The sequence below is a fragment of the Bradyrhizobium sp. USDA 326 genome, assembly GCF_049739485.1.
Taxonomy (GTDB): Bacteria; Pseudomonadota; Alphaproteobacteria; order Rhizobiales; family Xanthobacteraceae; genus Bradyrhizobium.
Map to the genome: position 1 here is coordinate 2,935,735 of NZ_JBMGQA010000001.1, position 14,583 is coordinate 2,950,317.

The 14,583-nt window shown below is 65.1% G+C and carries 11 protein-coding genes and 1 tRNA gene; 10 read left to right on the top strand and 2 right to left on the bottom strand.

The genetic code is table 11. The features are described 5' to 3' along the window. Positions 1–137 precede the first annotated feature (137 nt). On the bottom strand, positions 138–479 hold the full coding sequence (locus ABIG06_RS13985) for a hypothetical protein (protein WP_370137160.1): 342 nt from the start codon (positions 477–479) through the stop codon (positions 138–140). 196 nt (positions 480–675) lie between these two features. On the opposite strand from ABIG06_RS13985, the gene ABIG06_RS13990 reads away from it, so the two are divergent. From ABIG06_RS13990 to ABIG06_RS14005, 4 genes are all read left to right on the top strand, one after another. Continuing rightward, positions 676–765: transfer RNA gene (locus ABIG06_RS13990), tRNA-Ser, on the top strand. Continuing rightward, entirely contained in the window at positions 738–1,136 is a 399-nt protein-coding gene (locus ABIG06_RS13995) for a hypothetical protein (RefSeq protein ID WP_370137163.1), read from the top strand. Before ABIG06_RS13990 ends, ABIG06_RS13995 begins: the two co-directional genes overlap by 28 nt. A 578-nt stretch (positions 1,137–1,714) precedes the next feature. Beyond that, a complete protein-coding gene (locus tag ABIG06_RS14000; RefSeq protein WP_370137165.1) occupies positions 1,715–2,887 on the top strand; it encodes an efflux RND transporter periplasmic adaptor subunit in 1,173 nt (390 codons plus the stop codon). Between the two features lie 24 nt (positions 2,888–2,911). Further along, positions 2,912–6,058, top strand: a complete 3,147-nt coding sequence (locus ABIG06_RS14005; protein WP_370137166.1) for an efflux RND transporter permease subunit — start codon at positions 2,912–2,914, stop codon at positions 6,056–6,058. Between the two features lie 22 nt (positions 6,059–6,080). On the opposite strand, the gene ABIG06_RS14010 is transcribed toward ABIG06_RS14005, so the two are convergent. Further along, positions 6,081–7,034, bottom strand: a complete 954-nt coding sequence (locus ABIG06_RS14010; protein WP_370137169.1) for a LysR family transcriptional regulator — start codon at positions 7,032–7,034, stop codon at positions 6,081–6,083. A 98-nt stretch (positions 7,035–7,132) separates the two neighbouring features. On the opposite strand from ABIG06_RS14010, the gene ABIG06_RS14015 reads away from it, so the two are divergent. From ABIG06_RS14015 to ABIG06_RS14040, 6 genes are all read left to right on the top strand, one after another. Then, positions 7,133–8,314 carry an MFS transporter gene (locus ABIG06_RS14015; protein WP_370137170.1) on the top strand — a complete coding sequence of 394 codons (1,182 nt, stop codon included), beginning with the start codon at positions 7,133–7,135 and terminating at the stop codon, positions 8,312–8,314. A 15-nt stretch (positions 8,315–8,329) separates the two neighbouring features. Continuing rightward, positions 8,330–9,364: an aldo/keto reductase gene (locus ABIG06_RS14020; RefSeq protein ID WP_370137173.1), complete on the top strand. Its 1,035-nt coding sequence runs from the start codon at positions 8,330–8,332 to the stop codon at positions 9,362–9,364. A 120-nt stretch (positions 9,365–9,484) separates the two neighbouring features. After that, a complete protein-coding gene (locus tag ABIG06_RS14025; protein ID WP_124162189.1) occupies positions 9,485–11,071 on the top strand; it encodes an amidase family protein in 1,587 nt (528 codons plus the stop codon). Between the two features lie 252 nt (positions 11,072–11,323). Then, positions 11,324–12,625 (top strand): O-acetylhomoserine aminocarboxypropyltransferase/cysteine synthase family protein, encoded by a 1,302-nt coding sequence (locus ABIG06_RS14030; RefSeq protein ID WP_124162190.1) that lies wholly within the window; start codon positions 11,324–11,326, stop codon positions 12,623–12,625. Positions 12,626–12,637: 12 nt separating this feature from the next. Continuing rightward, positions 12,638–13,639 (top strand): homoserine O-succinyltransferase MetA, encoded by a 1,002-nt coding sequence (gene metA / locus ABIG06_RS14035; protein WP_424578303.1) that lies wholly within the window; start codon positions 12,638–12,640, stop codon positions 13,637–13,639. A 104-nt stretch (positions 13,640–13,743) separates the two neighbouring features. Beyond that, positions 13,744–14,487, top strand: coding sequence for a polysaccharide deacetylase family protein (locus tag ABIG06_RS14040; RefSeq protein WP_370137175.1), 744 nt, complete (start codon positions 13,744–13,746; stop codon positions 14,485–14,487). The last annotated feature ends 96 nt before the right edge of the window (positions 14,488–14,583 follow it).

Genomic DNA, 14,583 nt, shown 5'->3' on the forward strand with positions numbered 1-14,583 from the left:
TTTCGCAGGCTCTATCCACGCGTGATGGCCGGGCATTCCTCGGCCATCGCGTCCTGCTATGCTGATCCGGGAACGTGGATGCCCGTGACGAGTCAGGACGAGCCCGGCATAAGGGCCGACGGCGAATGGCGCGAACCTCAATAGCAATACGACACGCCGTCCAGAATCGCGCATTGCCGCTTGTTCGGCGCGTTGGGATCGTCCAGCGGCACCACGCCCTTGCCCTGCCCGACGAACACGCCGGGCCCGACATGGACCGAGCTTTTGTTGCCGACGATCACGCTCTGATGCGGTGTCGAGCTCGAACGCGTGCCGTCCGGCCAGAGGATGGCATCGCCCGAAAACACCCCGCGCCGGCCGTCGTCGCAGCTGACGTCGACTCCTTGCCGGGTGCACACCTGCGCGGCGGCGGGCACGGCGAGGGTGGAGCCGATGGCCGAAATCAGGCCAAGGGCGGCGATGGTCCTGCAGATGGTCATGGCGTCCCCGATCGTGTTTGGCGGCTTCTCGTGAATCGTCGCGCCAAACCCGCCTGCGGTTCAGCCGATTGGCGGGCCAAGGGACACGTAGAGCGCCAGATATTATCCTGTAAATACAATAAGTTGCGGAAAATCGCCCGATTTGCCCCGCGATCCCTTGCAAAATCATTGGCGCCCCTTCAAGAGAGGGCGCTCCGGAGAGATGGCCGAGTGGCTTAAGGCGCACGCTTGGAAAGCGTGTGTGCGGGAAACCGTACCGTGGGTTCGAATCCCACTCTCTCCGCCAGTGCCCGATTTGACCGCACCGTTCGCCGGCTCACGATTTCCAAAATTCGTACGATCGATGGAGGCGGTTCGCCAGCCATCCCGGAGAAGCCCGCGGTCAAGCTTGGACATCGAGTGTACCGGGACATCATGCCCCATGGTGCAAGCGAAGTATTTATCCCGCCGTCACGCACTCCTGGTACCGACATCGCTCGCCATGACATTTCGCGTGGCGAGGAGAAGATCAGTCTTCCCAGGTTAGGCGCTTTGCGTGAACAGGTGCAGACAGGTTCGGGCGATCTCCCGCGACACGGTTTCTGTATTTCCGGAAATCCGCAAGGGGTGGATGGATGGCGTGGTGATCAGCAACAGTACATTCGCACCTTTCACTGAGTTTACGATCTCACGGCGACATTGTCTTGCGGAGGGGAAACGCTGCCAAGGCCGTCGTTGCCGCGAGCGGCTGCAAGCTCCGCCTCACAAACACCGTCCGCGGAAAATGCGCCGGCCCTGCTTTTTCTGTATATAGCTCGGCCAATCGATTGATTCTCGATCGCGTCAGCGCGGTAACTTGATCCGCAATGCTGCAGCTGCCGCAACGCGCCAAGAGGCATCAAGAGGCATTCATGAGCGCCAGGCTCGGGCACTGGCCAACTCCGTGGCCGCTTGCGCCGGCGAGGTGATGTTGCGATCGAGTCAGGTGCGGCCCAAACGATCGCGGCGCTGATGCTCGCTTTGCGTGAGTCCCCGGCGCAGGGAATGTCCGGCGCCGTTTCGGAGACGACCGCGGGCGGTGCTCCGGGTGCAGAGTGCCGCACCGGAGCGATGGATATGCAGACGAAACAGACCGCGGCCGACATGGATGGTCCGCATGGCGGGGGATGGCAGAGATGGAGATGTTGGTACTAACGGGGCGTGGTTTTGCCGGCCGGCCGGCCCGCTTGGCGATTGTCGCGGGCCTGGTTTGCGCAATGCCGGCCCTGTCCGGCTGTAACGAGAAAAACCGGTATGCCGCGCCGCCGGCGGCCAAGGTGGCGGTGGCAGGCCCGATCCAGCGGCCGGTCACCCTATACGCCGAGTTCACCGGCAACACTGCCCCGCTCGCCGCAGTCGACGTGGAGGCCCGCGTTCAGGGCTTCCTGACGGCGATCGGCTATCGCGACGGCGAAGCGGTCAGGAAGGACCGCGTGCTGTTCGAGATCGAGAGGGACCAGTACCAAGCGCAATTCGATCTGCAGCAGGCGCAGGTGGAGAGCGCAAGAGCCAAGCAGGTGAATAGCAAGCGGGAATACGATCGGCAGGTCACGCTGGGTCAGAAGGACGTTGCCACCCAGCGTGCGGTCGACGAGGCGACGATGAACTACGAGATGGCGAACGCCCAGCTCGCCGCCAACGAAGCGAGTCTCAAGCTCGCTCAGACATCTCTCGGCTATACCACGGTGCGCGCGCCCTTCGACGGCGTGGTTACTCGGCACCTTGCCGAGGTCGGTTCGCTGGTCGGCCAGTCCGGCCCTACGAAGCTCGCGACGGTCCTTCAGGTCAATCCGATCTACGTCTATTTCAACATCTCCGAGCAGCAGCAGATCGACATGCGTGATGCCCTCGCCAAACAGGGCAAGACGCTCAGGGATCTGCGCGAGAACGCCGAGGAGCAATCGGTCGAGGTGGCGCTCGCCGCGGATGCCGCGTTTCAGTACAAAGGCAAGATCGATTACATCGCCCCGCAGCTCGATCCCAACACCGGCACGCTGCAATTGCGAGGGGTGTTCGAAAATAAGGATATCGCGCTGGTGCCCGGCCTGTTCGTGCGTGTTCGTGTTCCGGTCGGCAAGATCGAGAACGCGCTGCTCGTCAATGACACCGCGGTGCAGTCGAACCAGACCGGCAGCTATGTGATGGTGGTCGGCGAAGACAAGGTGGTTGCCCAGCGTCAGGTGACGACCGGTCCGGTGGAAGGCCAGCTTCGTGTCATCACCGGCGGGCTCAAGGCCGACGACAAGGTCGTGATCGGGTCGATCCAGCGTGCGGTCGTCGGCAACACGGTCGATCCGGTCTCCGGCACAATGGCTGCCGCCGGCCAAGCCTCGACGTCCGCACCTCTCTCGCCGGTCCCGGCGGCGGGGTGGGGACGAAGCTCGCAATAGGTCTCCGGCACTCACAAGGCTCTCATGTTCTCGCGCTTCTTCATCGAACGGCCGGTGCTCTCGAACACGCTGGCGTTCCTCATTGTCCTGGTCGGCGCGCTGGCGTTGGCGAGCCTGCCGGTGTCGCAATATCCAAATGTGGTGCCGCCGAGCGTATCGGTGACCGCGACCTATCCCGGCGCCAGCGCGCGCACCGTGATGGACACGGTCGCTCTTCCCGTCGAGCAGCAGGTCAATGGCGTCGACCACATGATCTACATGCAGTCGACCAGCGCGAGCGACGGCAGCTATAGTCTTGTCGTCACCTTCGACATCGGCACCGATCCGGACACGGCGCAGGTTCTGGTGCAGAACCGAATCTCGCTGGCGAGCGCGCAGCTGCCCAGCGCGGTCTCGACGCAGGGATTGAATGTCCAGAAGAAGCAGACCTCGATTCTCCAGTTCATCAATCTCTACTCTCCCGAGGGCCGCTACGATAACCTGTTCCTCGCCAACTACGCTACCATCCACCTCCAGAACGAGCTGGCGCGCGTGCCCGGCGTCGGCAACGTCACGGTGCTGGGGTCGGGATCATACGCCATGCGCATCTGGCTCGATCCCGGCCGCCTGCAGGCGTTCGGCTTGACGCCGAGCGATGTGACCTCGGCGATCCAGCAGCAGAGCAACGAGGTGACCGCCGGGCTCGTCGGCGCGCCGCCGACGCCGGACACCATCAACTTCCAATACGTGCTCAATGTCACCGGCCGGTTTTCCGAGGCCGCCGAGTTCGAGAACATCGTGGTCAAGGTGGCGAGCGGCGAGGGAGGCAGGATTGTCCGCATCCGCGACATCGGCCGGATCGAGCTCGGCGCTGCGTCCTACGGCCAGACCGCGACGCTGAACGGCCGGCCGTCGGCGGCGATTGCGATCTCGCAGCTGTCCGGCGCCAATGCCCTGACGATTGCCGAGAGCGTCAAGAGCAAGATGGACGAGCTGTCGAAATCGTTCCCGTCCGGGCTCGCCTACAAGGTCTCGTTCGACAGCACCAAGTTCATCACCGCTTCGGTCCGCGAGGTCTACGAGACACTGGCGATCGCCGCCGGCCTTGTGCTGATCGTGATCCTCGCATTCCTGCAGGATTGGCGGGCGATGCTGGTGCCGGCGACGACGGTGCCGGTGACGATCATCGGCGCGTTCGCCGCGATGTCGCTGCTCGGCTTCACCGTCAATACGACGAGCCTGTTCGCGCTGGTTCTTGCCATCGGCATCGTGGTGGACGACGCCATCGTGATCGTCGAGGGCGTGACGCGTCATCTGGATGCCGGCAAGTCCAGCCGCGAAGCTGCGGTGAAGGCGATGTCCGAGCTGTTCGGCCCCGTGATCGGCATCACCCTGGTGCTGATGGCGGTGTTCCTGCCGGCGGCGACCTTGTCCGGATTGACTGGAAAGATGTATCAGCAGTTCGCGCTCGTGATCGCGGCGACCGCAATCATCTCCGCCATAAACGCCGTGACGCTGAAGCCGACGCAATGCGCGTTGTGGCTGCGGCCATCGGTGCCGCCGCAGGAGCGCAACGTCGCCGCTCGCGCCTTCAATGCCGTCTACGGGCGCGCCGAGATGCTGTACACGGCGCTGATCAGCCGCATCGTCGCCTTCAGCGTTCCGGTTGCATTGCTCGGCCTCGCCTTGATCGGTGCTGCATTCTACAGCCTGTCGACGGTGCCGACCGGCTTCCTGCCGGACGAGGATCAGGGCTATTTCGTCGTCAGTCTCAAGCTGCCCGACGCGGCTTCCGCGCACCGGACGGAGACTGCCGTCGCGGACGCGGTCAAGCTGGTGCAGGCGGTCCCCGGCGTCGAGGATGTGATTGCGGTGTCCGGCATCTCGCCGCTCGACAACAACGCGACGCTGTATAACGCCGGCATGCTCTACGTGGTGCTCAAGCCCTGGGACGACCGAAAGACGGGTGATCTCAGCATCGGCAGCATCACGGCCACTGCCCGCGCCGCCCTCGACGGCATGGACAGCGCGACGGCGCTGATCATGCTGCCGCCGCCGATCCAGGGCATCGGCAATGCCAGCGGGTTCACGATGATGGTGCAGATCAAGGACGGCAGCTCCGATTTCGTGGCGTTGCAGAATGCCGTCGACCAGCTCGCCGCCAATGCGTCGACGCAGACCGGACTTGCCCATGTCGCGCCGAACTTCAAGGGGGCGGTCAAGCAGTTCCGTCTGGTGGTGGACCGCACCAAGGCCGAGGCCATCGGCATCACCGTCGGCCAGGTCTTCTCGGCGCTGGAGACCTATATGGGGTCGACCTACGTCAACCAGTTCACCAAGTACAATTACGTGTTCAAGGTCTACGTACAGGCGGATGCCGCGTTCCGGCTCCAGCCCGACGACATCCTCAAGCTGAAGGTCAAGGGTGCCGATGGCCGGATGGTGCCGTTGGGCACAGTCGCCGCCATCAGGGATGAGGTCGGCCCGCCACTGATCACGCTGTACAATCTCTATCCCGCGGCCAGCGTCACCGGCAGTCCGGCGACCGGCTTCAGCTCCGGAGAGGCGATGTCGCTGATGAGCGAGGTCGCCGCCAAGTCGCTGCCGCCCGGTATGGGCACCGCCTGGACCGGCATGTCCTACCAGGAACAGATCGTCGGCAACCAGATCTATCGCGTCTTCCTCATCGCATTGGTGCTCGTCTACTTCATCCTCGCCGGTCAATATGAGAGCTGGCTGCAGCCGCTCGCGGTGATCCTCGCCGTGCCGCTCGCCCTGCTCGGCACGGTCGTCGCGCTGGATGCGACGGGCATGCCGAACAACCTCTACACCCAGATCGGCATCGTCCTGCTGATCGCGCTCTCCGCCAAGAATGCCATCCTGGTGGTCGAATATGCGCGCGAGAAACGGGCCGAGGGCATGGAGATCGCCGAGGCGGCGATCGAGGCGGCGCGGCTGCGCCTGCGCCCGATCCTGATGACCTCGTGCGCCTTCATATTCGGCATGCTCCCGCTGGTGTTCGCCAGCGGGGCCGGCGCCGGCGCCCGCGTTTCGATCGGGCTGGCTGTCGTGAGCGGCATGTTGGCTTCGACCTTCCTCGCCGTGCTCTTCGTGCCGCCGTTCTTCGTGGTGCTCGAACGGCTGAGCGTCGCAATGGCAGCGAGGAAGCAGGAGGTGGCGGCGGCTCCGTGATTCCGGCGGTTACCGCACGACTTCATCCCACCAATTTCCACCTCCCATCCCCCGTCCGCTTCAATGCCGGATCGCTCACCCGCACGTGCTCGGCTAGGAAATCGATGAACGCGCGCACGCGTGCGGGCAGGGGCGCGGTGTGGCCGACATAGACGGCGTGGATGTCTTCGCGGTCTCCGGGATTGTAGCCTTGCAGCACCGGGACGAGGCGGCCGGATTCGATGTCGGGGCCGATATGGAAGAGGGCGAGCCGGGCAAGCCCGACGCCGCCCAGCGCAAGGCGGCGGGCGGCTTCGCCGTCGCTGGCGCGCGCGACGGGCGGGGGCACGGCCTCCTCGGTGTGGTCGCCGCGCTTGAACGGCCAGCCGCGGATACTGCGTGGAAAGGTCCAGCCGATGCCGCGGTGATCGGCGAGATCCGCCGGCGCCTTCGGCGTGCCGCAGCGGGCGAGATAGTCCGGCGCGCCGACCACGACCATGCGACTGCTGCCGAGCTTTCGCGCGACGAGACGCGAGGCGCGCAGTGGACCGACGCGGATGGCGACGTCGGCGCGCTCCTGCATCAGGTCGATCAGCGTGTCGGTCAGCACGAGATCGAGCGTGACGTCGGGATGCTGCTCCAGGAAGCGCGGGATCGACGGCACCACATGCAGCATGCCGAAGGGAATGTTGCAATTGACCGTGAGGTGGCCGCGCGGCGCCGCGCCTGAGGCCGCCTCGCGCTCGGCCTCCTCCATTTCGGCAAGGATGCGCAACGAGCGCTCGTAGAAGGCCTGGCCTTCCTCCGTCAGCGTCAGCTTGCGCGTGGTGCGGTTGACGAGCCGCGCACCGAGCCGCGCCTCCAGCCGCGACATCAGCTTGCTGACGCCCGACGGCGTCAGCCGCAGTTTTCGCGCGGCCTGGGTGAAGCCGCCGAGGTCGACGATGCGGACGAAAACCTCCATCTCGGCAGAGCGGTTGGTGTCGAAACGGGCCATGTTGAATTCACGTCATAAATGATTGGATTGCCGACATTCTAATGGTTTTGCCGCAGCGCCGCTATCTGCGTGGCTCGTCTCATCCATCGGAGTCACGCATGCCTCCCGCCGTTCTCGCGCTCACCGCCGGTGCCTTCGGCATCGGCACCACCGAATTCATCATCATGGGCCTCTTGCTCCAGGTCGCCGCCGACATGCACGTCTCCGTGCCGGTCGCGGGCCTGCTTATCTCAGGCTATGCGCTGGGCGTGTTCGTCGGCGCGCCGGTGCTCACGCTGGCGACGCGGCGGATGCCACGGAAAACAGTGTTGCTCGCGCTGATGGCGATCTTCACGCTGGGCAATGCGGCTTGCGCGCTGGCCCCGAATTACGAGCTGCTGATGGCTGCGCGCGTGCTGACATCGCTCGCCCACGGCACGTTCTTCGGTGTCGGCTCGGTGGTGGCCACCAGCCTCGTCGCCGAGGACAAACGTGCCTCCGCGATCGCCACCATGTTCATCGGCCTGACGGTCGCCACGCTCCTGGGCGTGCCCTTCGGCGCCTGGTTCGGCCTGATGCTCGGCTGGCGCGCCGCGTTCTGGGCCGTGACGGTCATCGGTGTGATTGCGTTCGCGGTGGTCGCCGCGCTCGTGCCTGGCCATGTCGGCAATGGCGACAAGCCGATCTCGCTCGCCGAAGAGGTCGCCGTGCTCGGCCGTCCGCAGGTGCTGCTCGGCCTTGCCATGACCGTGTTCGGCTTCGCCGGCCTGTTCGTCGTCTTCACCTATATCCAGCCGATCCTGACGCGTTTCACCGGCTTCCCGGAGGCCGCCGTCTCGCCGATCCTGCTGGTGTTCGGCGTCGGGCTCGCAATCGGCAACGTCGCCGGCGGCAAGCTTGCGGACCGCGGCCTGGCACGGGCCCTGACCGGGACGCTGGCGGCGCTCGCGATCGTGCTGCTTGGCCTGGCAGCCGTGCTGTCGATCAAGATCCTTTCCATCGCGCTGATCCTGCTGCTCGGCATCGCCGCCTTCGCGACCGTCGCCCCGCTCCAGCTTCGCGTATTGGAGGCAGCCGGCCCCGGCGGTCGCACGCTCGCCTCCAGCCTCAACATCGCCGCGTTCAATCTCGGCAACGCGCTCGGCGCCTGGGCAGGCGGCGTCACCATCGACCGCGGGTTCGGCCTTCCCGCGCTGCCGCTGGTCGCGGCCGGCATCACCGCGATCGGTCTCGCGCTGGCACTGTGGAGCGTTCGGCTCGATCGCGCGCCGGTCGTCGCCGCGGCGTGTCCGGCGGAATAGCGGAGGAGACCCACCATGGAATACCGCAATCTCGGCGCCTCCGGACTCAGGGTCCCCGTCCTCAGCTTCGGCACCGGCACCTTCGGCGGCCAGGGCCCCCTGTTCTCGGCCTGGGGCCGCAGCGATGCGGACGAAGCGCGCAGGCTGATCGATATCTGCCTCGATGCCGGCGTCAATCTGTTCGACAGCGCCGACGTCTATTCCAACGGCGCGTCCGAGGAGATTCTTGGTGCTGCGATCAGGGGCCGGCGTGACAAGGTGCTGATCTCGACCAAAATGAGCCTGCCGATGGGCGAGGGGCCGCACGATGCGGGCTCGTCGCGGCAGCGGCTCCTGGCCTCGGTCGACGCGGCGCTGCGCCGGCTTGGCACTGACCACATCGACCTGCTCCAACTCCATGCTTTCGACGCCTTCACACCGATCGAGGAGGTGCTGTCGACGCTCGATATGCTCGTGCGCGCGGGCAAGCTGCGCTATGTCGGCGTCTCCAATTTCGCCGGCTGGCAACTGATGAAGTCGCTCGCCATTGCGGACCGGCATGGCTGGCCGCGCTATGTCGCGCATCAGGTCTACTACTCGCTGCTCGGCCGCGACTACGAATGGGAGCTGATGCCGCTCGCGCGCGATCAGGGTGTGGGTGCGCTGGTCTGGAGTCCGCTCGGCTGGGGCCGGCTCACCGGAAAAATCCGGCGCGGCCAGCCGCCGCCGCCGAACAGTCGCCTGCACGCGACCGCACAGTTCGGTCCGCCGGTGCGCGAGGAAACGCTCTACGCCATCATCGACGTGCTGGACACGATCGCCCTGGAAACCGGCCGTACCGTGCCGCAGGTCGCGATCGCCTGGCTGCTGGGGCGCCCTACCATCGCCTCCGTGATCATCGGCGCTCGCGACGAAGCGCAGCTGCGCGACAATCTCGGTGCAGTAGGCTGCTCGCTGAGCGCGGATCAGGTCAAGCGTCTCGACGAAGCCAGCACGGTGACGCCGCCCTATCCCTATTATCCCTATCGCATCCAGCCGGGTTTTGCCCGGCTGAGTCCGCCGCTTGTGTAGGCCAGGGGACGCAGGCAATTCGTCGCATCGGTGTACCATCGCAATGCGCCATGCAGAAACGCGGCTGTACACGCCTCATCGTCGTCCGTAACCTCCGCCGCACAATTCAGGAGATGCGACGTGGCGAAGAAGACGGCGACCAAGACGAAAAGTACTTCCAGGAAAGCGGCAACGAAAACGAGCAAGAAGGCATCGAGCAAGAAGACCTCAGTCCGGAAGGGCGTCGCTGCGAAAATGGTCAAGCCGGCCAAGAAGCCTGCCGCGCGCAAATCAGCCGCCGCGCGCCGGCCCAGGGGACCGGCCTGGCAATGGTCCGCGGTCGATACCGCGGCCGCGATACGCTCCGGCGCAATCTCCGCGGTCGAGGTCGTGGAAGCGCATCTCGAGCGGATGCGCGCCTTCAATCCAGGGCTCAATGCGGTTGTCGTGGATCTCTCGGAAGAAGCGCTCGCGGCCGCGCACGCCGCCGACAAGCAGCGCGCCAAGGGCGGCGAGCTCGGTCTCCTGCACGGTGTGCCCATCACCATCAAGGAAAATGTCGACTATGAAGGCCGGCCGAACTTCAACGGCGTTCCCGCCAACAAGGATCTCATCGCGCCGTCGGATGCGCCTGTCGTCCGCAACCTCAAGAAGGCCGGCGCCATCGTCCTTGGTCTCACCAACACCCCGGAATTCTCCTTCCGCGGCTTCACCGACAATCCCCTGCACGGGCTGACGCTGAACCCCTGGGATCCTGATATCACCTGTGGCGGCTCCTCGGGCGGAGCGGGTTCGGCGGTCGCGGCAGGCATCGGCACCATCGCCCATGGCAACGACATCGGCGGCTCGCTGCGCTGGCCGGCGCATTGCAACGGCGTCGCCACGATCAAGCCGACGCAGGGCCGCATCCCCGCCTTCAACGGAAGCGCAACGGCCGAACGTCCGATGCTGGCGCATCTGATGTCGGCGCAGGGGCCGCTCGCGCGCCACGTCGCGGACGTTCGCCTTGCGCTCGAGGTGATGAGCCAGCGCGATCCGCGCGATCCCTGGTGGGTGCCGGCGCCGCTGGTCGGCGAGAAGCCGAAGGGGCCGATCAAGGTCGCGCTGGCCAAGATCCCCGAGGATATGGAGGTCGATCCATCCGTCACCGCGGCGCTGCGCCAGGCCGCCGATCATCTCGAACGCTCCGGCTACCGCGTCAGCGAGGTCGAGGTGCCCGACATCAACGGTGTCTGGCAGACCTGGTGCGACATCATCACCAACGAGACCGTGGTGATGCAGGAAGCCGCCATGCTGAAGGTCACCTCGGAGGATTTCCACAAGGCTTGGGGCGGCATGAAGGCCAAGGCCAATGTGCTCGATCTCACGGCCTGGATGCAGGCGACCGCCGCGCGCAACGGCCATATCCGTGCCTGGCAGATGTTCTTCGAGGAGTACCCGGTCGTGCTGGCGCCGACCACGGTGAAGCCGACGCCGGGCCCGCGCGAGGACACGGTCAGCGCCGAGCGCGTGCGCGAGATCTTCTGGGGCGAGATCCGCTTCATCTCCGCGATCAACGTGCTGGGCCTGCCCGGCGCGGTGGTGCCGGTGGCCGTCCACGAGGGCAAGCCGATCGGTGTGCAGCTCATTGCCGGCCGCTATCGCGAGGACCTCGCGCTCGATGCCGCCGCCGCGATCGAGAAGCGCGCCGGCGTGCTCGCACATCGGCTGTGGCAAAGAATGGGGTAGTGGCGCGTACCTCCACCTTCTCCCTTCGTGGGAGAGGGTGGACGCCCGGCGCGACGTATCAAATCAGCAATTCGTTAATCCGCTTTAACCCGAATCCTTGGCAATTCCCCGCCAAGCATTAGGGTTACTTCCTCGATCTCTAGGCGAATTATTGTCCGCTTTACCACCCGCCTCTAACACGAGGACGGCGGACAACGCACATGCCTCATTCTAGGCCAATAAGTGCGGCCCGCTCCACGCGGAGGTGGCATAATGCGCAACGAGACGATCGCTATTCACGCCGGCTATGAGCCCGAGGCCACGACGCATGCGGTGGCCGTGCCGATCTACCAGACTGCGGCCTACGCCTTCGACAGCGCCGACCACGGAGCCGCCCTGTTCAATCTCGAGACCGAAGGCTTTCGCTACAGCCGTATCGCCAATCCGACCAGTGCGGTGCTGGAGAAGCGTATCGCCCAGCTTGAAGGCGGGGTCGGCGCGCTTGCGGTCGCGACCGGTCAGGCTGCCTTGCATTTTGCCTTCGTCAATGTCGCCGATCATGGCGGCAACATCGTTTCCGTGCCGCAGCTTTACGGCACCACGCATACGCTGCTCTCGCATATCCTGCCGCGCCAAGGCATTATCGGCCGTTTCGCCGAGAGCGACAGGCCTGACGCGATCGAGAAGCTGATCGACGAGAACACCCGCGCCGTGTTCGCCGAGACCATCGGTAATCCCGCCGGCAATGTCTGCGACATCGAGGCGCTGGCGAATATCGCGCATGCGCATGGCGTGCCGCTGATCGTGGACAACACCGTGGCCACGCCGATCCTGCTGAAGCCGTTCGACTACGGCGCCGACATTGCCGTGCATTCGCTGACCAAGTTCCTGGGCGGTCACGGCACCACGCTCGGCGGCGCCATCGTCGATTCCGGGAATTTCCCCTGGGCTGAGCACGCCGACCGCTTCCCGGCGTACAACAAGCCCGACGCTTCTTATCACGGGCTCGTCTATGCCGAGCGCTTCGGCAAGACTGCCTATATCGAGCGCGCGCGCAGCGTCTATCAACGCACCATGGGCTCGGTGCTGTCGCCGTTCAACGCCTTCCTGCTGCTTCAGGGCATCGAGACCGTGGCGCTGCGCATGGAGCGCCATGTCGAGAATGCGCGCAAGGTCGCCGAATTCCTCCGCGGCGATCCGCGCGTCGCCTGGGTCAATTACACCGGTTTTCCGGACAGTCCCTATTATCCGCTGGTGCAGAAGTACCTGAATGGCAGCGCCTCCTCGCTGTTCACCTTCGGCATCAAGGGCGGCATGGAGGCCGGCAAGACCTTTTATGATGCGCTGAAACTGATCACGCGGCTCGTCAATATCGGCGATGCCAAGTCGCTGGCCTGCCATCCGGCCTCGACGACCCATCGGCAGATGTCGGCGGAGCAGCAGCGCGTTGCCGGCGTGCTGCCGGAGACGATCCGCTTGTCGATCGGCATCGAGCATGTCTCTGATATCATCGAGGACATCGACCAGGCGCTGAAAAAGGCCTGCCCGTCGGCGCAGCTCGAGGCTGCGGAGTAGGCGACGCCGTCCATGACGATCTTGATCGACAGGGATCAAGCGATATCGAGCCCGGCACTGGTGCCGGGCGAGAGCGATCTCGCACGCGACCATGCCGGCGCCGACCTCACGATCGGACTGATCAACAACATGCCGGATCCGGCGCTGAAGGCGACCGAGCGGCAGTTCATGAAGCTGCTCCAGGCCGCAGCAGGCCCGCGGCGTATCCGCTTCCACTGCTTCTCGCTTCCCAGCGTGAAACGGTCGCCCGAAGCGAAGTGGCATGTCGAGAGCGAGTATTCCGACCTTTCCGATCTCGAGCGCGGCAAGTTCGATGGGCTGATCGTGACCGGCGCAGAGCCGATCGCGCCCGAGCTCGACCAGGAGCCATACTGGCGGGATCTCACGAACCTCATCGACTGGGCCAAGACCAACACGCGCTCGACGATCTGGTCGTGCCTCGCCGCGCATGCTGCGGTGCTGCACCTCGACGGTATCGAACGGCGGCGGCTGCCGGTCAAATGTCACGGCATTTTCGATTGCGACGTCGTGACGAGCGATTCGTTGACCCGTGCTGCGCCTGCGCCGCTCAAGGTCTCGCATTCACGCCTGAACGAGATCGCCGAGAGTGACCTCGTGCAGGCCGGTTACCAGGTGCTGACGCGCTCGGCCCAAGCCGGCGTCGACGTCTTCGTCCGCCAATATGCCAGCCACTTCGTATTCTTTCAGGGCCATCCGGAATATGACGCGCTGTCGCTCCAGCGGGAATATCTGCGCGACATCGGCCGCTATCTCGCGCGGGAGCGCGAGACCTATCCGCGACTGCCGGTGAGCTATTTTGACGCAGCGACGGAAGACAAGCTGGCTCGCTTCGAGAAGAAGGCGGCGCATCAGCGCCACCCGGCACTCGCCAACGAGCTGCCCGGGCTGAACTTGCGCGCCGATATCGGCGCCGGCAACGCGGCAGCGGTGCTATTCCGCAACTGGTTGCGCTATCTCGGCGCGGGCGCCGACGCCTCGGCAGCGGCGCGCTAGCCGAAGCGGTCTTGGTCTCACGTTAGGATTACCCAGGCGTTAGGCTTGCCTCAACCTGCGCACGAATGTTTCAGTAGAGGAATGGGAATCACGGGAAGCGCAGCGTGTGGTCGGCACTCCAGGGACGCGTGAACAATCGGCTGGCCCGGCATTTCCATGCCGCGCCGCACCGGTTGCCCGCGCATACGCCGATGGTAAGCTTCACCTTCGACGATGCCCCCGATAGCGCCGCAGGCGAGGGTGCCGAGCTTCTGGAGAAGCATGGCGGCCGGGGAACGTTCTACCTTGCCGGCAGCTTGATCGATCAGCCGTCGGCCCATTGGCACGGTCTGTCGAACGATGCGATCGTGCGGCTTCACAGGACCGGTCATGAGATTGCCTGCCACACCTTCTCGCACCGGAGTTCGGCCACTCTCGACGAGGCCGCGATGGCTCGCGAGATCGAGCGGAACCGCAGTCATTTCCGCGGTATCGATTCCTCGATCACGCTGGAGAACTTCGCCTACCCCTATGGGATCGCCTCTGTTTGGCGCAAGCCGCAACTCGCGAAAGCCTTCCGCTCCGCGCGGGGCATCCTTCCCGGCGTCAACAGCGATGTCATCGATCTCCAATTCCTGCGCGCCTCGCCCTTGATCGATTGCGAGATCGACGAGGCGGGCGTCGATCGCTATTTCGACGAGGCGGTCGCACGCGGCGGCTGGCTGATCTTCTACGGCCACGACGTAGCCAGCGCGCCAAGCCCCTACGGCTGCACCCCGCACCTGATGCGCCACGCGCTGGAAGCGGCCGGCATGCGCAACATGCCGATCGTGACGGTCGCAGAGGCACTGCGGCAAATTGGGGCGTAGTTTCTTCTTCCCTTCTCCCCTGTGAGGGGAGAGGGGGAGACAGCGCCTTTGCTTCGCAAACAGCCTTGCCACGCTCGTGCCGGCATGCGACTGGCC